Origin of the sequence: Acinetobacter sp. SCLZS86, assembly GCF_021560715.1 — a bacterium.
Lineage (GTDB): Bacteria > Pseudomonadota > Gammaproteobacteria > Pseudomonadales > Moraxellaceae > Acinetobacter > Acinetobacter towneri_A.
Genome location: NZ_CP090864.1, coordinates 1 through 20637 on the forward strand (window position 1 = coordinate 1; position 20637 = coordinate 20637).

15 protein-coding genes and 2 pseudogenes are annotated in these 20637 nt (G+C 43.0%); 15 read left to right on the plus strand and 2 right to left on the minus strand.

The features are described 5' to 3' along the window. The 11 genes and pseudogenes from dnaA to LZP46_RS00055 all read left to right on the plus strand — a co-directional run bounded on the left by dnaA (position 1) and on the right by LZP46_RS00055 (position 11687). Positions 1-1377 carry a chromosomal replication initiator protein DnaA gene (dnaA, locus tag LZP46_RS00005; RefSeq protein WP_026438000.1) on the plus strand — a complete coding sequence of 459 codons (1377 nt, stop codon included), beginning with the start codon at positions 1-3 and terminating at the stop codon, positions 1375-1377. Positions 1378-1485: 108 nt separating this feature from the next. Then, positions 1486-2634 (plus strand): DNA polymerase III subunit beta, encoded by a 1149-nt coding sequence (gene dnaN / locus LZP46_RS00010; RefSeq protein WP_019836213.1) that lies wholly within the window; start codon positions 1486-1488, stop codon positions 2632-2634. Between the two features lie 37 nt (positions 2635-2671). After that, positions 2672-3754: a DNA replication/repair protein RecF gene (gene recF / locus LZP46_RS00015; RefSeq protein ID WP_236094288.1), complete on the plus strand. Its 1083-nt coding sequence runs from the start codon at positions 2672-2674 to the stop codon at positions 3752-3754. A gap of 45 nt (positions 3755-3799) precedes the next feature. Beyond that, on the plus strand, positions 3800-6268 hold the full coding sequence (gene gyrB / locus LZP46_RS00020; RefSeq protein WP_236094289.1) for a DNA topoisomerase (ATP-hydrolyzing) subunit B: 2469 nt from the start codon (positions 3800-3802) through the stop codon (positions 6266-6268). Between the two features lie 156 nt (positions 6269-6424). Next, the gene (gene tnpA / locus LZP46_RS00025; RefSeq protein WP_005083376.1) at positions 6425-6808 is read left to right on the plus strand and encodes an IS66-like element accessory protein TnpA; all 384 of its coding nucleotides are present in this window, start codon (positions 6425-6427) and stop codon (positions 6806-6808) included. After that, positions 6805-7149, plus strand: a complete 345-nt coding sequence (gene tnpB / locus LZP46_RS00030) for an IS66 family insertion sequence element accessory protein TnpB (protein ID WP_005080771.1) — start codon at positions 6805-6807, stop codon at positions 7147-7149. The genes tnpA and tnpB overlap by 4 nt, the downstream gene beginning before the upstream one ends. A 74-nt stretch (positions 7150-7223) precedes the next feature. After that, a pseudogene (gene tnpC / locus LZP46_RS00035) lies at positions 7224-8624 on the plus strand (IS66 family transposase); the annotation flags it as partial. 575 nt (positions 8625-9199) lie between these two features. Further along, positions 9200-9970 carry a reverse transcriptase N-terminal domain-containing protein gene (locus tag LZP46_RS00040; protein WP_250316259.1) on the plus strand — a complete coding sequence of 257 codons (771 nt, stop codon included), beginning with the start codon at positions 9200-9202 and terminating at the stop codon, positions 9968-9970. After that, positions 9924-10862, plus strand: coding sequence for a group II intron reverse transcriptase (locus LZP46_RS00045; RefSeq protein WP_250316258.1), 939 nt, complete (start codon positions 9924-9926; stop codon positions 10860-10862). Before LZP46_RS00040 ends, LZP46_RS00045 begins: the two co-directional genes overlap by 47 nt. Positions 10863-10966: 104 nt before the next feature. Continuing rightward, positions 10967-11194 (plus strand): annotated as a pseudogene (locus tag LZP46_RS00050) (transposase domain-containing protein); the annotation flags it as partial. A gap of 130 nt (positions 11195-11324) precedes the next feature. Further along, on the plus strand, positions 11325-11687 hold the full coding sequence (locus LZP46_RS00055) for a hypothetical protein (RefSeq protein WP_236094290.1): 363 nt from the start codon (positions 11325-11327) through the stop codon (positions 11685-11687). Positions 11688-12144: 457 nt separating this feature from the next. On the opposite strand, the gene abc-f is transcribed toward LZP46_RS00055, so the two are convergent. Then, complete coding sequence (gene abc-f / locus LZP46_RS00060; protein ID WP_236094291.1) at positions 12145-14085, minus strand: ribosomal protection-like ABC-F family protein; 1941 nt, start codon at positions 14083-14085, stop codon at positions 12145-12147. A gap of 386 nt (positions 14086-14471) precedes the next feature. Here abc-f and LZP46_RS00065 point away from each other — a divergent pair, with 386 nt between their 5' ends. The 3 genes from LZP46_RS00065 (at position 14472) to erpA (ending at position 17146) form a co-directional block, all read left to right on the plus strand. Further along, positions 14472-15488, plus strand: coding sequence for a putative solute-binding protein (locus tag LZP46_RS00065; protein ID WP_236094292.1), 1017 nt, complete (start codon positions 14472-14474; stop codon positions 15486-15488). Between the two features lie 181 nt (positions 15489-15669). Further along, positions 15670-16677 (plus strand): putative solute-binding protein, encoded by a 1008-nt coding sequence (locus LZP46_RS00070; RefSeq protein WP_236094293.1) that lies wholly within the window; start codon positions 15670-15672, stop codon positions 16675-16677. Positions 16678-16810: 133 nt separating this feature from the next. Continuing rightward, positions 16811-17146, plus strand: coding sequence for an iron-sulfur cluster insertion protein ErpA (gene erpA, locus LZP46_RS00075; RefSeq protein ID WP_004969742.1), 336 nt, complete (start codon positions 16811-16813; stop codon positions 17144-17146). 131 nt (positions 17147-17277) lie between these two features. On the opposite strand, the gene LZP46_RS00080 is transcribed toward erpA, so the two are convergent. Next, a complete protein-coding gene (locus LZP46_RS00080; protein ID WP_236094294.1) occupies positions 17278-18405 on the minus strand; it encodes an anhydro-N-acetylmuramic acid kinase in 1128 nt (375 codons plus the stop codon). 63 nt (positions 18406-18468) lie between these two features. On the opposite strand from LZP46_RS00080, the gene tyrS reads away from it, so the two are divergent. Then, on the plus strand, positions 18469-19701 hold the full coding sequence (gene tyrS, locus LZP46_RS00085; RefSeq protein ID WP_236094295.1) for a tyrosine--tRNA ligase: 1233 nt from the start codon (positions 18469-18471) through the stop codon (positions 19699-19701). Positions 19702-20637: the final 936 nt, after the last annotated feature.

Sequence of the window (20637 nt, forward strand, 5' to 3'; positions counted from 1 at the left end):
ATGCTTTGGACGGACTGCTTAAATCGCTTGCGACAAGAGCTCTCTGGAAATGTCTTTACAATGTGGATTCGCCCATTGGTGGCAGAAGAAGTTGAAGATACATTAAAACTTTATGCGCCTAATCCTTATTGGACGCGTTACATTCAAGAACATCATCTGGAATTGATTACCATTTTGGCAGAGCAGTTGTCTGAGGGGCGCGTGCGTAAGGTCGAAATTTTAGTCGATTCGCGCCCAGGTGCGATTTTATCGGCCAGTGAACAACCTGCGACCACCACTGCTGCGCTGGAATCTAGCCCTGCGCCTTTGGCCAAGCCTAAACGTGAAAAAGAAGAAAGTTCTGCAAAAAGCCGTAAACGCCTACTCAATCCGTTATTTACCTTTTCCTTATTTGTGGAAGGTCGTTCTAACCAAATGGCTGCGGAAACCTGTCGCAAGGTATTGACCCAATTGGGGGCTTCACAGCACAACCCTTTATTTTTGTATGGCCCAACAGGTTTGGGTAAAACTCACTTGATGCAAGCAGTGGGCAATGCGTTGTTGCAAGCCAAACCGAATGCACGGGTCATGTATATGACAGCAGAAAGTTTTGTGCAGGATTTTGTTAGCTCTTTGCAACAGGGGAAAGTCGAAGAATTTAAGAAAAACTGCCGCTCTTTAGATTTGTTATTGGTGGATGACATTCACTTATTGGCGGGTAAAGAAGCCAGTTTGGTCGAGTTTTTCTACACCTTTAACGCTTTATTGGACGAATCTAAACAAATCATATTGACTTCAGACCGTTATCCTAAGGAATTAACCGAATTGGATGCACGTTTGGTGTCACGTTTTTCTTGGGGTTTATCAGTCGGGGTGGAACCGCCAGATATTGAAACCCGAATTGAAATTTTATTAAAAAAAGCCGAAAGCAGCGCCGTGGATTTACCACGTAACTGTGCTTTATTTATTGCCCAGCAAGTGGTGGCTAATGTGCGTGAACTTGAAGGCGCACTCAATAAAGTGGTGGCAATTTCCCGTTTTAAAGGCACCCCAATTGATCTAGATGTGGTGCGTGAATCTCTAAAAGATGTCTTGGCAATTCGCGCGCGTACCATCAGTACCGAAAATATTCAGCGGGTAGTGAGTGAATATTTCCGCATTCCACTCAAAGAATTGGTGGGGCCAAAACGTACCCGTATTTATGCGCGTCCACGTCAGTTGGCAATGGGCTTGGCACGTGAGCTGACAGGTGACAGTTTCCCTGAAATTGGTATGGCGTTCGGTGGGCGTGATCACAGTACCGTGATGCATGCCTGTGAAAAAGTACAAAGCCTGCGTGAAGAAGATCCGATCTTTAACGAAGACTATAAAAACCTACAACGATTGTTGCAAAGTTGACCGAATTTGCTCAAATTCTGTTCTTGCCATGCAGCGGCTTTTGCCGCATAGTACACTGCTAAAAAACCTATTTTATACTCCAATCTTCAGTTGTTAGAGGAATGCACCGTGCGTTTAAAAATCGCGAAAGAAAGCTTACTGAATGTTCTGTCACATGTCGTAGGAGCGGTTGAACGTCGCCATACCTTAAATATTTTATCCAATGTCAAAGTTCAGGTGACTGAGCAAGCCTTAACCATTACTGGTTCTGACTTGGAAGTGGAGTTGGTTGCGAGTACGAATCTGACTGAAGGGGCATGTTTACAGGCAGGGGAAACCACAGTGCCTGCACGTAAACTGATGGATATTTGTAAATCTTTGCCAAGCGCAGCTTTGATTGATTTGCAAATCACTGAAGATCAACGTTGTATTTTAAAATCAGGCAATAGCCGCTTTGTGTTAGGCACTTTGCCTGCAGAAGATTATCCATTATTGGCCACAGAAAATGCTCAAGGCACGCAAGTGACCGTCACTGAGCGTGAGTTGAAGCGTTTGTTTGAAAAAACCGCGTTTGCTATGGCAGTGCAGGATGTACGCTTTTATTTAACTGGTACTTTGCTAGAAATTGATGAAAATCAATTGCGCGCTGTGACCACAGACGGTCACCGTTTGGCCTTGTGTGAAACAGCGGCTTCTTCGACCGCCACACAATTAATTCAAGCCATTGTGCCGCGTAAAGCTGTGGCTGAATTACAGCGTTTGCTGAGCATTGAAGATGAACAACTGGCACTTTTAATTGGGCGTGAATTGTTGAATGTGACCATTCGCACCCCAAGCCGTGACAAAGAACAAGCAGAAATTACCGTACGTTTTACCACTAAATTAATTGATGGTAAGTTCCCAGATTATCGCCGTGTGATTCCACGTGGTGGTGATAAAAACGTGCTGATCGCGCATGATGTATTTAAACAATCTTTACAGCGTGTGGCGATTTTAAGTAATGAAAAATTGCGTGGCGTATTCCTGAATTTTAGTGCGGACACCTTACAATTACGTGCCAATAACCCGGAACAAGATGAAGCAATTGAAGATTTAGCGATTCAATATGCCGATTCACCGTTGGAAATGTCATTTAATGCACAGTATTTATTGGACGTCTTAGGGGCATTGGATGGCGATGATGTATTGATGACCATGACCGAAGCCAACCAATCGGTATTGGTACAAGATCCAGCACATCAAGATCAAACCTATGTTGTGATGCCAATGCGTGTTTAAGTGAGCAGTTTATTTCAAGATTAAATCTAGCTGAATCATGCATATTACGCGTTTACATATCGAGCGTGTTCGGAACTTAAAAGCGGTTGCACTTCATGAGTTGCAGCCGTTTAACGTCTTTTATGGGCCAAATGGTTCAGGTAAAACCTCGATTTTAGAAGCGATTCATTTATTGGCGACAGGGCGTTCTTTTCGCACCCATATTCCTAAAAATTACATTCAGAACACTAGCCAAGATGCGATTGTATTTGCCCAGTCTTTGACTGAAAAAATTGGTATGCAAAAAATGGCATCGGGTGAGCAGTTGATTAAGGTCAATGGTGACCCTGTTGCAACCCAAGGGCAATTGGCTAAAATTTTGCCTTTACAGCATATTGATCCACTCAGTACCGATATTATTGATCATGGTGCAAAACCACGACGACAACTACTGGACTGGTTGATGTTCCACGTGGAACCAGAGTTTTATCACGCTTGGCAATATTATTCACGTGCCTTAAAACAGCGTAATAGTCTGCTTAAATCACAGCGACATTTAAGTCTGTCAGACTTAGAACCGTGGAATAAAATGCTCAGTGATTATGGTGAGATTTTGCATCAGCAGCGCTTAGGAGCGGTGGAACAATGGCAGCAATTTTTTGCGCAAGATTTACAGTATTTACTGCCTGATTTACACATTAGTTTGGAATACAGCGCGGGCTTTCATACCGAAACAGGTTTGCTGAATGATTTGTGCAATTATCATCAAAAAGATGTGGAACGTCGCTATACCGAATATGGGCCACACCGTGCCGATTTACGCTTAAAAACCCCAATAGGCGATGCTGATGTGGTGCTGTCACGTGGGCAGAAAAAGCTATTGATTATGGCATTAAAACTGTCACAGATTGCAATGCTGCATGCGTCTAATAAGGAAACTGTGGTATTATTAGATGATCTGACAGCAGAATTAGATTTAAGCGCACAACAACGTTTAATTGAACGATTAAGCCAATTGGGTAGTCAAGTTTTTATTACCACTTTAGATCATCAATCCGTGCAACAACACTTACAAGCGTTGTCGATTCCTTATCGCTTATTTCAGGTCGATCACGGAACGGTGCAGGCTGTTGAGCAATAATTTTTTTTATCTTTGGATAGACCTATTTTTCACTAGGGAGAAACCATGAGTTCAGAAGATCAATCTGCCTCTACTACAGAACAAACCATTGAAAAGGCTTATGATTCCTCTAGTATCAAAGTATTGCGTGGCCTAGATGCTGTTCGTAAACGCCCAGGCATGTATATCGGTGATACAGATGATGGTACAGGTTTGCATCACATGGTGTTCGAAGTAGTCGATAACGCTATTGATGAAGCTTTGGCGGGTCATTGTGATGAAATCTTGGTGACTATCCATGAAGATGAATCTGTTAGTGTATCTGACAATGGTCGTGGTATTCCAACTGATATTCACCCAGAAGAAGGTGTTTCTGCGGCAGAGGTTATTCTGACGATTCTGCACGCAGGTGGTAAGTTCGATGATAACAGTTATAAAGTCTCGGGCGGTTTGCACGGTGTGGGTGTGTCAGTGGTCAACGCTTTATCGAGTAAACTTGAATTAACGATTAAACGCGCGGGTCAAATTCACCAACAGGAATACCGTCATGGTGATCCGCAATATCCTCTGAAAGTGGTCGGCGAAACTGATCAATCAGGCACGACTGTGCGTTTTTGGCCAAGTGCTGAAACTTTTAGCCAAACTATTTTTAATGTTGATATTTTGGCGCGCCGTTTGCGTGAACTGTCGTTCTTAAACGCGGGCGTACGTATTGTACTGCGTGATGAACGTGTCAATTTAGAACATATTTTTGACTATGAAGGCGGTTTGTCTGAATTTGTGAAATATATCAATGCAGGCAAAACCCATCTGAATGAGATTTTTCATTTCACCACACAGGCTGAAAACGGAATTACCGTAGAGGTTGCTTTACAGTGGAATGATTCCTATCAGGAAAACGTACGTTGTTTTACCAATAACATTCCACAAAAAGATGGTGGAACGCACTTGGCAGGCTTCCGTGCTGCGCTGACCCGTGGTTTAAATAACTACATGGAAAGCGAAAATATCCTGAAAAAAGAAAAAGTTGTGGTGTCAGGCGATGATGCACGTGAAGGTTTAACCGCGATTGTGTCGGTCAAAGTGCCAGATCCAAAATTTTCATCACAAACCAAAGAAAAATTGGTGTCGAGTGAAGTGAAACCTGCCGTAGAGCAGGCCATGAATAAATCTTTCTCTGAATATTTATTGGAAAATCCACAAGCAGCAAAATCTATCGCGGGTAAAATTATTGATGCAGCGCGTGCTCGTGATGCAGCGCGTAAAGCCCGCGAAATGACGCGCCGTAAGAGTGCTTTGGATATTGCAGGTTTGCCAGGTAAATTGGCCGACTGTCAAGAAAAAGACCCAGCATTATCTGAATTATATTTAGTCGAGGGTGACTCGGCAGGTGGTTCGGCTAAACAAGGTCGTAACCGTAAGATGCAAGCAATTTTGCCACTGAAAGGTAAAATCCTGAACGTGGAACGTGCCCGTTTTGACAAGATGATTTCATCGGCAGAAGTAGGTACTTTAATTACCGCTTTAGGCTGTGGTATTGGTCGTGAAGAATATAACCCAGACAAACTGCGTTATCACAAAATCATCATCATGACCGATGCTGACGTAGATGGTTCACATATTCGTACCTTGCTATTGACCTTCTTCTTCCGTCAAATGCCAGAATTGGTCGAGCGCGGTCATATTTATATCGCACAGCCACCATTGTATAAGCTGAAAAAAGGCAAGCAGGAACAGTACATCAAAGATAACGATGCTTTAGAAACCTATTTAATTTCTAATGCGATTGATGAACTGGAGTTGCATGTGAGTGCTGATGCACCTGCAATTCGTGGCGAGGCTTTAGCCAAAGTGATTGCTGATTATCAAACCTCACAAAAGAGTTTGAGTCGTTTAACGCTGCGTTATCCTGCAAGTCTGTTGGATGGTTTATTGGAGCTAGATGCCTTTAAAATTGATCAAGCAGCAGATCAGGCCTATGTACAACAATGGGGCGAGCAATTACGTCAAAGCATTGAACGATTACAGCCAGGTTTGCGTCCTGAATTAAGCATCGAACAGTTTGAAAAAGAAGATGCGGATGGTCAAAAATCTGCAACGTATTGGCCACGAATCACGGTATATGTGCACAACTTGCCACATACTTATTTGCTAGACACAGGTTTGCTAGGTTCAGCTGAATATGCACGTTTGCTGAAAAATTCAAAAAGCTGGTTTACGCTGCTTGAGGAAGGTGCATACTTGGAAAAAGGTGAACGTAAAATTACGGTCAATAATTTCCATCAAGTGTGGCAACACATTTTACAAGACTCGCGTCGCGGCATGATGATTCAGCGCTATAAAGGTCTAGGTGAGATGAACGCGGAACAACTTTGGGAAACCACCATGGACCCAGAAAACCGCAATATGTTGCAAGTCACCATTGACGATGCTATTGAAGCAGACCGCATGTTCTCTTGCTTAATGGGCGATGATGTAGAACCACGTCGTGCCTTTATTGAAGAAAATGCCTTAAATGCAGATATTGACGCTTAATTCGTCAAAATCATCCGCATAACCATAAGCACTCTACGGAGTGCTTTTTTATGTTTGGCTTTTGTTGTTGGTAAGCGTCCGCTGAACACACCTTCTGAATTCATCCTATAAGCCTTAATTTAGTTCCCACCTAAAAACAAGTGGGGACTTAAATTTATGACTACAAATAATCAGACATCCATCGCATCTCTTGCGAAAAAACGAAGAACATACAGTGCTGAATTTAAACAGCAGATCGTTCAGGCTTGTAAAGCACCGGACGTTTCAATTGCTTCAGTCGCTTTGCAACATGGATTGAATACAAATCTTGTATCCAAATGGATTCGCTTAATTGATGCTAAGCCAGGGAGTGATCGCTCACCACTACCGAATAAACCTGCATTTATTGCCTTATCTTGCTCTGCACCATTAGATCCTACTCCTACTGACATGTTAAAAGTTCAAATTACTTTACCCCACTCAAAAGCAGAAATTGGCTTGAAATGGCAGACATCAGAAATACCTGCCTTGGCAGAATTACTCAAGGCACTGGCAACATGATCCGTATCAATGAAATTTGGCTCTCTACCCAGCCCATGGATATGCGAGCAGGAATGGATACTGTCATGGCTCAGGTGGTGAGAGCCTTTGGCTACATCAAACCGCATTGCGCCTACCTGTTCTGTAATAAACGTGGTCATCGTATGAAAGTGTTGGTACATGATGGACTGGGCATCTGGCTGTGTGCCCGGCGTTTGGAACAGGGTAAATTTCACTGGGCTCAAGTTCACCAAGTTCACCAAGGTGAAACCGTGGCCCTCAGCCCGGAACAGTTACAGGCATTAATCCAAGGTTTGCCCTGGCAGAGAATTGGATTGCAGCAAGTGGTGAATATGCTCTAAACCAAGCTCGACCATTCTGCCATCCTCCAAACGTTCTATTTCATTCTCTTCATGACCTCAGGCATACTGTGGTCATGAATACGCTGCCTGACTTAAGCCAACTGACCCATGAACAACTGCTGGAATTCACCAGACAGTTGGCGATGCAGCATCAGTCTCTAGCACAATCAAACCAGCAATTAGATGCCAGAGTTCAACATCTTGAAGTCACCAATCAGCAATTAGATTCTAAAGTTCAACATCTTTCTATTCTCAATCAAAAATACGAGCATGAACTGGCGCTGTTTAAAAAGCACAAATTCGCCCAAAAGAATGAACACTTAACGGCAAAACAAATCCATCTGTGGGATGAAGCGGTTGAAGAAGATATTGCCGCGGTTGATCTAGAACTGGAACGGCTAAATGCAGATAAAACCAATGCAGCGACACAGAAAGCCAAAACCAATAAACCTAAACGTCGACCACTGCCAGATCATCTACACACCATCCGTATTGAGCATGAACCTGCATCAACCCAATGTGCTTGTGGCTGCCAACTCCGTCGTATCGGCGAAGATGTCAGTGAAAAACTGCATTTCAGACCGGCACAGTTCTATAAGGAACAGCATGTGCGTGGTAAATGGGTCTGTGATCAGTGTGACACTCTGACTCAGCAAGCGATGCCCGCCTATGTGATTGATAAAGGCATTGCTTCACCTGAATTGCTCAGCCATGTGCTGGTATCGAAGTATGCCGATCATTTGCCGCTGTACCGTCAACGTCTGATCTATCAGCGGGCGGGAATCGAACTTTCTAGATCAACTTTATCTGACTGGATAGGTCGCTGCGGTGTAGAACTGGAACCTCTGGCCAATGCCTTAAAAGAGGTGGTGCTGCAACAGCGGGTGCTGCATGCAGATGAAACACCGGTCACCATCATGCGGATGGGTGAGAATAATAAAAAACCGAAGAAAGGTTATGTCTGGGCCTATGCCACCACACAGTACAATCCAGTTCAGGCGGTGATCTATGACTTTCAGGATAGTCGTTCAGGCCAGCATGCTGAAGAGTTCTTGAAAGGCTGGCAGGGCTATCTAGTCTGTGATGATTACAGTGGTTATAAAGCACGTTTTAAATCAGGCCAGGTGATTGAGGTGGGGTGCATGGCCCATGCACGTCGTAAATTCCATGAACTGCATGTAACTGGGAAAAGTCAGGTTGCTGAACAGGCCTTAGTGCTGATTCAGAAACTGTATGCGATAGAAGCAGAACTCAGGAAAAAGACCGATGGTACAGCGGAAGACCGCCGCGAATACCGACAACAGCATAGTCAACCAGTGATGCAACAACTATATGAATGGCTCAACCAACATCATCTGACAGTGCCATCGAGTTCTCCTACCGCCAAGGCTATCAATTACACTCTGAAGCGTTGGCCAGCCTTAAGCCGTTATCTGGATGATGGCAATCTACCGATATGCAACAATTGGGTAGAGGTGCGACACGAAGTCGCTTAATGAAGTTGTTCCCCCTGCGGGAACCACCCGTGTCACCGGGTGAATCTAGAAGGCTGAATAAAGAGCGCCTTCGACAATGTAACGAGGCACCGTAAGGTGCGGGGTATCAATCGTGAGAGGCGTACTCTTCTGGCAGCCATAGCCGGACAAGGGCTAGATAATCGGTATGGTGAACACATGTGAATCTGCGCAACGATCGTTAAATTGAACGAGCGGAAATGGCTAATACGCTCGAACCAAAACGGTAATGGAGGTGGGAATCGCGTCTTTCTACTACGCATTCGTGACCCATACGCCTCCCGGTCGATAGCAGGCACCTAAGCCGATGTACTTCAGTAAGCGGAACGTGGAAATCCCGTATTACCCCCATTGGGAAAGCAGTTTGCAAAAACTGCCCATGGTGATGCGGGCGAAGGAACGAGGAAAAAGCGAATGCCAGTCTGTAATGGGTTGGATAGAGGTTGAAACATTACCTCACGCGAAAGCGGGCTGACGTCCTTATGGTCTCTCATCACAAGAGAGTGTGTAGAACCCTTTTAATGGAGGGAGAGCAAATGAACGCAGCAGTATCAGCGTGTGCGCCTTCCAGCACATCGTGGGACAGCATCGATTGGATTGCTGTACAGCGTCATGTCAGAGGGCTGCAAGCGCGTATTGTGAAGGCGGTACAAGACGGCAGGTATAACAAGGCGAAAGCTCTGCAATGGCTGCTGACTCACTCGTTTAGTGGCAAAGCATTGGCCGTAAAACGAGTGTCTGAAAACAAAGGCAAAAACACGGCTGGGGTCGACAAGGTGACTTGGAATACACCCAAGGCCAAGACCGGTGCGATGATGTCGTTGAAGAGGCGAGGTTACACGCCCCTTCCGCTTCGGAGAGTCCTTATTCCGAAGAAAAATGGCAAGATGAGACCTCTCGGGATACCCACGATGAAATGCCGGGCCATGCAGGCGCTCCATCTGCTGGCTTTGGAACCCATCGCGGAGACCACCGCTGATCGGAACTCTTATGGATTCAGACCGCAACGCTCAACCGCGGATGCTGCAGCACAGTGCTTTGGTGTGCTGTCAAGAAAAGTAAGTGCGGAGTGGGTGCTAGAGGGTGACATTCAAGGCTGTTTCGACAATATCAGCCATGACTGGATGATCGCCAACCTCCCAATGGACAAGGTGATTCTACGGAAATGGCTCAAAGCCGGTTACGTCTACCAAAGCAAGCTGTTTCCCAGTCTTTCCGGAACACCGCAAGGAGGTATTATCTCCCCCGGTGTTGGCCAACATGACCTTGGACGGACTGGAAACGATGCTGGCGAAGAGGTTCCCTAACGCCAAATGGACAGGCAAAAAGCTGCAACTGGTACGGTATGCGGATGATTTCATCATCACGGGGTATTCTAAAGAGTGGCTCGAAAATGAAGTTCGCCCTGCCGTGGTTGAATTTCTGGCGGAGCGCGGTCTCGTGCTCTCTCAGGAAAAGACCAAAATCACGCACATAGGGAACGGGTTCGATTTTCTTGGGTGGAACGTACGCAAGTACAATGGCAAGCTACTGATCAAGCCGTCAAAGGCAAACATCAGTGCTCATCTCGATAAGCTGCGAGCATTAATCAATGCAAACAAAGCGACACGACAGGCCACTTTGATCGGTTTGCTCAACCCTATTCTAAGGGGTTGGGCCAACTATCATAGTTATGTCGTTGCCAAGAAGGTTTTCAACCAGGTAGACAGCGCAGTGTGGGAAATGCTCTGGCGATGGGCGGTACGTCGCCACCCTCGCAAAACACTCCGATGGGTCAAAGATCGGTATTTCAAAGTACAAGGAGCGCGTCGATGGGTGTTCTCATGTGATGAACAGTCCGCTGATGGTCGGAAGCGACAATACACATTAGTGTCTGCCTCGGACACGCCAATTGTGCGACATATCAAGATCAAGGCTGCTGCTAACCCTCATGACCCCGCATGGGATGAGTACTTCGAATCCCGATGGGGTAAAAGAATGCTGGTCTCCGCAAAGGGGCGAGCCAAGCTGTATCGGGTGTGGCTAAAACAAGGTGGTCGCTGCTGCGCCTGTCTTAAACCAGTCACCAAAGATACACCATGGCACAGCCGTCATATTGTGAAGCTAAGTCATGGTGGAACGGATGCAGTTGCTAATCTTGAGATTTACCATCTGTATTGTCCAAGGAGTGTTCAATTTGCCAATGTCAACGATGTATAACCGGGTGCCGAATGGCGCCTTAGCAGAGGCTTGAGCCGTGTGCTGGGAAACTCGCATGCACGGTTCTTAGGGGGTTGGACGTAGGTAACTGCGTCTGACTACCCGACAATCAAATGCGACCTTGGGCCTTAGGGCGCAAGAACTGGCTGTTTGCAGGTTCGCTGCGCAGCGGCCAGCGAGCGGCGAATATCATGACTTTAATCCAGTCAGCAAAGCTGAATGGCTTGGATCCGTATGCCTATTTAAGTGATGTGCTGAAAAGGCTGCCGACGCATAAAGCGACCCAAATAGAAGAATTACTGCCACATCGCTGGAAATCCAACTCAAATTAAAAAATAGGCATGGGGTTCAGCGGACGCTTACTGTTGTTGTCATGATTCATCCAAATAACTTTTATAAAACTGACTTATTGTTCTGTCATGCTGAGCCACATTAAGCCAAAAATACAGGAGAATCATTAAGATGGATAATCAATTAGAACAAGCACGTGATGCGTGGGTGAATGCCTTTTTTACTGGCAATGTGGAGCTGTTAGCACACTATGAAGATGAAGATTTCAAAGTGGTTTATACGGCAGAATCACGCGTGGAAAATCGTGAAACACGTTATGCCAATATTCAGCATGCAGTAAACAATGGCGTCTGGAAACCGTTCAAACCGAATGTTGAATCAGAAGAATATGAGTTCGATCGTGAGCAACTTAACTGTCGGATTCAAATTGGTTTGGCGGATGATCAAGGGTATATTCAAGAAATCTGGCGATATCTTCAGGGCTGGAAAATACAAGAATTATGCATTAGCAAAGCAAAAATTACTGCTGAATAGCAGCGATTTTCTGTGAATCATTGAGATTCAATGACTCAAAATAACCATGAAAGAATGGATTGATTTGGCTTTAATTAGAGTTTTGAATTTAAAATAACTGTTGGTTTGAGCTGTGGATAACTAAGTTTTTTGCTTTTAAATTTAAATTGTAGATTTTGAATTTAAAAATCACACTGAGTTTTAAATTCAAAACTTCTTACTTGGTAGCTATGCTGTCTTACTTTTATTCAGGGTGGGGGGTGTCATACAACTATGCTGTGGTGCAAGATTGATAAGTAAAAATAAACAAACGCAGAGAGTGACTTAAATTTCTTTGCGTGGTTATTGTGAAGCTAAACTAAAGATTAAAGCTGTTACGAATGTGTCTTATGAGTATGGAACATACACAATGCATATTCTACGAAATATGATGAGATTTAACCCTATTTTGTATAGGGTTAAAATCTCATCAATATGGTTATTCAAAACTGCTTTCGAGTTCTTCCAATTCCATCATCAATTCAAGCATGTGTTCTTCTGCCTGTGCCAATTTGGTTTTCAGATCATTTTGTTCATTCATCAGTTTGAGTAAATCATCTTTACGGTTGGCATCGTATAGGGCAGGATCTGCCAGTTCGGTTTCAATTTCAGTCAGACGCGGTTGAATTTTTTCAATTTGCGCTTCGTATTTTTCAATATTTTTACGAATAGGGCGAGTTTGTTCACGGCGTTGCGCTGCTAGTTTACGCTGCGCTTCTTTATCTACTTTGGCAAGGTTAGTTTTGTTTTCAATCACTGGACTTGGATTGGATGGAGCTGTGTTAGATGTACCTTGTTTAAGCATGTCTGCACGGGCTTGGCGTAACCATTGGGCATAATCTTGTAAATCGCCTTCAAATTCTGTGCATTGTCCTGCGTGAACCAAGAGTAAGTCATCACAGACACTGGCAATTAATTGACGTTCGTGTGACACCAATACCACTGCACCTTCATAATCCTGTAAGGCCATTGTTAAGGCATGTCGCATATCTAAGTCTAAATGGTTGGTCGGTTCGTCTAAAATCAGTACGTTAGGGCGTTGCCAGACAATTAAAGCCAAAGCCAAACGTGCACGTTCACCTCCTGAAAAACTTTCACAAGGTGTGTCCATACGTTCACCACTAAAGCCAAAACTGCCTAAAAAGGCGCGTAAAGTAGCTTCGCTGATTTTTTTATCGGCAATGCGTGATAGTTGTAGCATCGGGCTGGCGCTATCATCCAAAGCATCCATTTGATGCTGCGCAAAATAGCCAATATTGAGCAACTCTGAGGCTTTGCGAGTACCTGACAATAAAGCCAATTCACCCACTAAGGATTTAATTAAAGTGGATTTACCTGCGCCGTTCATCCCCAATAAACCAATACGGCTGGTCGGAGTAATTTGTAGGTTAATTTTGCTGGCAATCACTTTGTTTGCATAACCAATGCTGACCTGTTCCAGAGTTAGTAACGGCGAACTCATTTTGGTGGGTTCACGGAAACTGAAGGTAAACGGGGTATCTACATGCGCAGGGGCAAGCAATTGCATGCGTTCCAATTGCTTGATACGGCTTTGTGCCTGCCGTGCTTTGGTGGCTTTGGCTTTAAAGCGATCAATATATTTTTGTAAATGTGCACGAGTTTCTAATTGTTTTTCATACGCTTGTTGATGTTGTGCCAAGCGTTCACTGCGAGTGGTTTCAAAGGTTGAATAATTGCCCGTATATAAAGTCAGTTCGCTATTTTCAATATGTAAAATATGATCGGTAATGGCATCTAAAAAATCACGGTCATGGGAAATCAGCACCAACGTTCCCGCATAGGCTTTGAGCCAGTCTTCTAACCATAAAATTGCATCTAAATCTAAGTGGTTGGTGGGTTCGTCCAGTAATAATAATTCTGAGCGACTCATTAAGGTGCGCGCCAAATTTAAACGCATGCGCCATCCACCTGAAAAACTACTGACAGCCAAGCTGTTTTGATGTTCCATAAAACCTAAACCTGCCATGAGTTGTGCGGCTTTGGCAGGTGCGGTATAGCCATGAATTTCATCAAAACGACCATGCAAATGCGCAAGTTGGTCATTATTTAATTGTTCAGGATGTTGTAGTTGTTGTTGAATGTTCCAGTATTCTTCATCACCCGAAAGCACAAAATCAATTGCAGGCAAATCCAATGCTTTAACTTCCTGTGCCATGTGCGCCACAGTCCAGCCTTGCGGACGGCTTAGCGTACCTTCGTCTGGGGTTAAGCTGCCCAAAAGCGCTGCAAATAAACTGGATTTTCCTGCACCATTGACGCCTGTAAGACCGACTTTCCAGCCTGGATGGATTTGCATAGACGCTTTTTGAAATAAAACACGTCCACCGCGGCGTAAAGAAACTTGGTCAAGTTGAATCATGGTGTTTACTGGTCACAACAAAAGTTGGGCATATTCTAATGGAAGCCCAGCAGAAAACAAAAATAAGCCTAGTTTTATTTGCGATTTGCGAAAAATCTCTCTTGTAATGCTTAAAAACTACGTTCCAGCAACAGGCTTTTTTATGACTTTGTAAACAAGCACAAAATACATGCATGTTGGAGATGATTTTTATTTTGATCTAAATCTATAAAATATAAGTGAATTATGAAATAAAAGTGATCGCTTAAATAAGGCAGCATAAGGTTTTGGCAGAATTGACAGACGAAATTCGAGTAAATGCTCTATTTTTTTAATTTGAACTTGCTTAATATTTGTTTCGTGTAAGGACACTCAAAAATAAAAAAATCTGTAGAAGGATCGAAACAATGAAAAAAATATGGGTCAGCGCAACATTGAGTGCATTCGCAGCGATCGGTTTCAGTGCTCAGGCGCAAGCAGCAAAAATAGATGTATGTGTCTTTGACTTACTGGGTAAGTCTGGCGAATCTTATCAAATGGCACAGGAGTGGGCGCTAGCAGCAAAAGGCTGGGGTGCAGAAGTCAATTTAATTCCGCGTCAAGATGAAGCTGTTGCAGACAATGACTTTAAAGCAGGCAAGTGTGATGGGGTATTTATGACTGCCATGCGTGCCCGTCAATACAATAAGTTTGCAGGGTCAATTGATGCTTTAGGTGGTGCACCAAGTAATGCGATTGCACAACGTGCCATCAGTTTTGCTTTAGACAAACGCAATGCAGCAAAAATGGTCACCAATTTAGGTGGCAAGAAATATGAGGTTGCGGGTATTTCACCTTTAGGTTCGGCATTCATTTTTGTGCGCGACAAGAATATCAATTCAATTGAAAAAGCGGCAGGGAAAAAGTTTGCGGTATTGGGCTATGATGATGCACAAAAAATTATGGTACAGCGTGTCGGTGCGCAAGCCGTTATTTCTGATGTATCTAACTTTGTGGCGAAATTTAACAATGGTCAGGTCGATATGGTCGGTGCGCCTGCCTATGCCTACAAACCTTTAGAAATCTACAAAGGTTTAGGTAATCACGGGGCGATGTTTAATTTCCCTGTATTACAAGTGACCGCAGACTTTGTGATTCGCCCTGAACAATTCCCTGCGGGCTTTGGGCAAAAATCACGAGATTGGTTTGTAAAAAATCTGCCTAAGGCGATGAGTATGATTAATCGTTTAGAAGGTGAAATTCCAGCCAAATATAAAATGAACTTAAGCGCAGAAGATAAAACCAAATATCAAAAAATGCTACGTGATGGCCGTATGGATATGACCAAACGCGGCATTTATGACCCTGCCATGATGAGTGTGTTAAAACGCGCTCGTTGTTCTGTCGAAAAAACCAATTTTGAATGTTCACTAGGTGGTGAATAGATTGATTTTTAATAAAAAAGCCTAGATTTCTAGGTTTTTTTATAATGAAAGATTCGTCAATTGAGCCATATCAGTCAGAGATTAAAATTCGCTAATCTGAGCTTGATAAAAGAACAGTGATGCAAAATTGAAGGTTTGCATCAATTTTGCCCAGAAAAATAAAAAATGGAAGGAACTATAAATGAAACAATGGACGCAAGCTTTATTATTCGGTGCAGGCTTGTCTTTAGCCGCTAGTGCAGCGCAGGCCAAACAAGTGGTCTGTGTATTCGATTTGGTCGGTAAAAACGGTGATGTCTATAACTTAATGCAAGACTATCAATTGGCGGCCAAAAACTGGGGTGCAGAGATTGAGTTACGCGTAGGTCAAAACGAAGGCGTGATTGCAGAAGATTTTAAAGCAGGAAAATGTGATGGTATTAGTGTGACGGGCATGCGTGGTCGTCAGTTTAACCATTTTACAGGCTCATTGGATGCAATTGGCGCAATTCCAGATTTAAAACTGGCAGTCAAAGTCATGCAAGGTTTGGCAAGTCCTGCTTTTGCCAAATATATGCGCAATGGTCAGTATGAAGTTGCAGGTGTCATTCCTGTGGGTGATGCCTTTTTGATGGTGAATGACCGCAGTATTAATAGTGTCGCCAAAGCCGCAGGGAAAAAAATTGCGGTTTTAGATTATGACCAAGCGCAAAAAATTATGGTACAGCAAATTGGTGCGCAAGCAGTCAGTGCCGATGTCACCAATTTTGGCAGTAAATTTAACAATGGTCAGGTTGATATTATTGGTGCGCCCGCTGCGGTATTCCGCCCTTTGGAACTCCATAAAGGCTTGGGTACTAAGGGGGCAATTGTAAATTATCCAATTTTACAGGTCACGGGCAATATTATTATCCGCCCAGATAAATTCCCTGCAGGATTTGGTCAAAAATCACGTGATTGGGTGAAGGGGCAGTTACCACGTGCCTTTGGTATTTTGGGTAAAATGAAAGCTGATATTCCTGCAAAATATTGGATGCAAGTGCCTGCAGTAGATCAGCCAGGTTATCAGAAAATGATGCGTGAATCGCGGATTGACTTAACCAAACGTGGTGTTTATGACAAACGCATGATGAAATTATTATGGCAATTCCGTTGTAAACAAGCGCCAACCAATTTTGAATGTGGTTTGCAGGACGAAAATTACAAATAATTGGAGAATCTTGAGGTAATTACTCAGAATTCACTTTAATTCTGCATCACCGTCCCAATATTGAGTATGCTATACTTGATAAGTGGTCTTTTTGCAGAAAAGACATCTGAATTGTACCTGAGGAAAATCCATCATGAATGCCCAAGCACTTGAGCTCACCGACAACGCTGCTAAAAAAGTTCGCCAATTGCGTGACAGTGAAGGTAATCAAGACTTAATGCTACGTGTATATGTGACAGGTGGCGGTTGTTCAGGCTTTTCTTATGGCTTTAACTTTGCAGAAAGCCAAAATGAAGATGATGCAGAATTTGTGAATGGCGATGTAAAAATGCTGGTCGATTCTCTCAGCTATCAATATTTAGTTGGCTCAGTAGTGGACTATATTGAAGGCTTGGAAGGTTCGCGTTTTGTAGTCCAGAACCCGAATGCAACCACCACTTGTGGGTGTGGGTCTTCATTCTCAATTTAAGTGTGATTTAAATATTTTTGAGTATCAGCATCTGAAAAAGCAGATTCATGTACTCAAAACGATAAAAGCCTTTCCTATATAGAAGAGGAAAGGCTTTTTTGTTGCTACTGATCTGGTTTAAAAGTGCATCCTTAAACCAAAGTCATAGTACCTAAAATACGATCACCTTTTGCCCCTGTGACCGCAGGTAAATTGCCACTTAATTGCTGACAAAAACGCATTGCCAACCAAGCAAAGGCGGTGGCTTCGACCCATGTCGGGTTTAATCCTAAATCGGCTGTGCTTTGAACTGTCCATTGATGTTTACGCAAACGCCAACGCAATTGTTCTAGCAAATAAGAATTATAGGCACCACCACCACAAACATAGACTTCGCCTGTATCCATGCCTGAACGATAAATAGCTTTTTTAATTGCTCGTGTAGTGAGTTTTAATAAAGTGGCTTGGATATTTTCAGGATTATCTTCTAGCTCGTCATATTCCACATCATTGCGCCAATCGGCAACCTGTTCATCCAACCATTCCAAGTTAAAGTCTTCGCGCCCTGTACTTTTGGGTGGTTCTTTAGAGAAAAAAGCATGGGCTTGCAAACGGTCTAACAAGCTGCGAATCGGATGTCCATACGCTGCCCAATTGCCATTTTCATCATACGGCTGACCTGTGTAACGCTCACACCAAGCATCCATTAAAATATTGGCAGGTCCAGTGTCAAAACCTGACACTGCTTCTGGTTGTCCTGCAGGCAACAAACTGACATTGGCAATACCACCTAAATTTAAAATTACCCGATGGATACTGGGATGTTGGAATAAATTTTGATGGAACGCGGGTACCAAAGGTGCGCCTTGTCCACCTGCAGCCATGTCACGACGACGAAAATCTGAAATTACAGGAATTTGAGTAATTTCAGTGATGATGTTCGGATCGCCAATTTGTAAAGTAAAAGCATGTTCAGGACGATGACGAATGGTCTGGCCATGCGAACCAATCGCTTTAATTTGAGATTTATCCAGTTTATTTTTTTCAATCAGGCTGTTAATACCATGTCCAATCATGGTGGCTAAAGCCACATCTGCCTTACCCATGCGGTCAATTTCATTGTCATCTGGCAATGTTAGTGCCATAAGTTCGTCGCGTAAATCGGGATCAAACGGCAAAGTCAGGGTAGCGTGGAGTTGCAGTGGATCAAAAGAAGCAGCAACAAGATCGACACCATCCATGCTTGTGCCCGTCATTACCCCAATATAGATCGCTGTCATGGTTATTCTATAGCCTGCAATATGCTGAAAAAGTGTTAGTATATCGCACAAATTGAATAACTGATGTGTTTGGATTTCGTGATGTCAAATTTCCTGTCGGCTGAAGAACAACTTGCTCTCATTCAACGAGGCACGCATGAAATTATTTCTGAAGAAGATCTTCTAAAGAAATTAAAAGAGAATCGTCCTTTAAAAATTAAGGCGGGGTTTGACCCGACTGCACCTGATTTACACTTGGGGCATACGGTATTAATCAATAAATTAAAAGTATTCCAAGACTTAGGTCACGAAGTCTTTTTCTTGATTGGCGATTACACCGCCATGATTGGTGACCCAACGGGTAAAAGTGCAACACGCCCACCGTTGTCACGTGAAAAAGTTTTAGAAAATGCCAAAACTTATCAGGAACAAGTTTTTAAAATTCTTGATCCAAATAAAACCAAAGTGGTGTTTAACTCAGAATGGTTTGCAACGAAAACTGCAGCAGATTTAATTCAATTGGCATCGCAGCAAACCGTAGCGCGTATGTTAGAACGTGATGACTTTACCAAGCGTTATAACAATCAGCAACCGATTGCGATTCACGAATTTTTGTATCCGTTGGTACAAGGTTATGACTCGGTGGCATTACATGCCGATGTAGAGTTGGGCGGTACAGACCAAACTTTTAACTTGTTGATGGGGCGTACCTTGCAAGGTCGTTATGATCAGGAAGCGCAGGTTTGTATTACTGTGCCAATTCTTGAAGGTTTAGATGGCGTCAATAAAATGTCTAAATCTTTAGGCAACTATATTGGCGTATTTGATGCACCAGGTGCGATGTATCAAAAAGTCTTGTCCATGCCAGATAGTCTGATTGAGCGCTATTTTGAATTACTCAGCTTCAAATCGATGGATGAAATTGAAGTGTTGCTCAAAGAAATGGCAGAAGGTCGGAATCCTCAAGAAATCAAAAAGATTTTGGCACTCGAATTGGTTGAGCGTTTCCATGGTAGCGAAGCCGCAGCCAATGCCCATAAAGGTGCGGGTAATATCATTACCGAAGGTGAATTACCAGAAGGTACGCCAGAAGTCACGATTTCACGTGCTGAATTTGGCGGTGAATTATTTATTGCTTCTATTGTACGTGCTGCGGGTTTAACTAAAAATGCCGCACAAGCCAAAGATGCTGTGGCGCGTGGCGCAGTGAAAGTAGATTGGAATGTAGTCGATGCAAGTTTTTCGATCAAAGAAAATGCAACGCATATTATTCAGGCAGGTAAAAAAGCAATTGCCAAAGTTACGTTCACAGACTAGAACTATTCTAAGTGATTGAAATACAAGCAGGCTTCGGTCTGCTTTTATTTTCTGTTTGGTATATTTATTATATGAATAAGTAAACTCAAAAAAAACCTTATAAAAACAACACTTAAATTTTGCCAAGTAGCTTGCAATTTTGCTCAGTTATGTATAAGATTTACCCATCTAGACACAGTGTACAAAACAGATCTAGAGGGTACTTATAACTATAGCTCCACAATTTACAAGTCCCTTCCCCAAGGGACTCTTTTTTTCTGTATAACTATAATAACGATATATGGATCGCATATAGATTCAACTCCGAGGGAGAGATTTTGGGAGAGATCTCTTTCTTTTTTTTGCCTTTGGTTTTGTAGTAGTTTATATCTAAAGGTAAAATATAAGATTCCTTCTCTTTGTTTTATAAAAATATTCTTAAAACTTTAAGACCTAATTCAAATTTCAAAGCTACTTATATATGGTAAAACATCTTGTAAGTAGTGCATGTGGATGGCGCGATCTAAACTTGCCGAATAGAAGAGTAGGTTTGTCAACTTGAAGTCGGTAATGCAAATGCTAAGCATCAACTTTGAATTAACGGACAAAACCACCAAGCTGACATGAAATCAATGCTAGATGTACGCCGTATGTATGAATATGATTTTGGATCATGCAAAAGCATTTTTAACTGAAATGTAAAATTTTTTAGATGTCGTAAGATGAAAAGAATCATATACATTGGCAATCGTTGATTACAGCCTGCAAAACTTGACCGATTTGAGTCCACAAAAGTATGGATAAAAAAAGTCCTCTCTGCATTGTAGAGGAGAGTTTTTATTTAAATTTGATGAAAAAATAGCTAAAAAATTAAAAAACCAAGCATTTTTGTAGAAAAAAAATACATACGTGAAAAATATTCTAATTTGGGGCTTGCAAAGATTTTGAAATCCCCTA

Bases quoted from the DNA above. Each gene is read 5' to 3' on its own strand.
- LZP46_RS00055 (WP_236094290.1), top strand. From the start codon at position 11,325: ATGGATAATCAATTAGAACAAGCACGTGATGCGTGGGTGAATGCCTTT.
- recF (WP_236094288.1), top strand. From the start codon at position 2,672: ATGCATATTACGCGTTTACATATCGAGCGTGTTCGGAACTTAAAAGCG.
- LZP46_RS00080 (WP_236094294.1), bottom strand. From the start codon at position 18,405: ATGACAGCGATCTATATTGGGGTAATGACGGGCACAAGCATGGATGGT.
- LZP46_RS00065 (WP_236094292.1), top strand. From the start codon at position 14,472: ATGAAAAAAATATGGGTCAGCGCAACATTGAGTGCATTCGCAGCGATC.
- tnpA (WP_005083376.1), top strand. From the start codon at position 6,425: ATGACTACAAATAATCAGACATCCATCGCATCTCTTGCGAAAAAACGA.
- LZP46_RS00045 (WP_250316258.1), top strand. From the start codon at position 9,924: ATGACCTTGGACGGACTGGAAACGATGCTGGCGAAGAGGTTCCCTAAC.
- gyrB (WP_236094289.1), top strand. From the start codon at position 3,800: ATGAGTTCAGAAGATCAATCTGCCTCTACTACAGAACAAACCATTGAA.
- abc-f (WP_236094291.1), bottom strand. From the start codon at position 14,085: ATGATTCAACTTGACCAAGTTTCTTTACGCCGCGGTGGACGTGTTTTA.
- LZP46_RS00040 (WP_250316259.1), top strand. From the start codon at position 9,200: ATGAACGCAGCAGTATCAGCGTGTGCGCCTTCCAGCACATCGTGGGAC.
- tyrS (WP_236094295.1), top strand. From the start codon at position 18,469: ATGTGTTTGGATTTCGTGATGTCAAATTTCCTGTCGGCTGAAGAACAA.
- tnpB (WP_005080771.1), top strand. From the start codon at position 6,805: ATGATCCGTATCAATGAAATTTGGCTCTCTACCCAGCCCATGGATATG.
- erpA (WP_004969742.1), top strand. From the start codon at position 16,811: ATGAATGCCCAAGCACTTGAGCTCACCGACAACGCTGCTAAAAAAGTT.
- LZP46_RS00070 (WP_236094293.1), top strand. From the start codon at position 15,670: ATGAAACAATGGACGCAAGCTTTATTATTCGGTGCAGGCTTGTCTTTA.
- dnaA (WP_026438000.1), top strand. From the start codon at position 1: ATGCTTTGGACGGACTGCTTAAATCGCTTGCGACAAGAGCTCTCTGGA.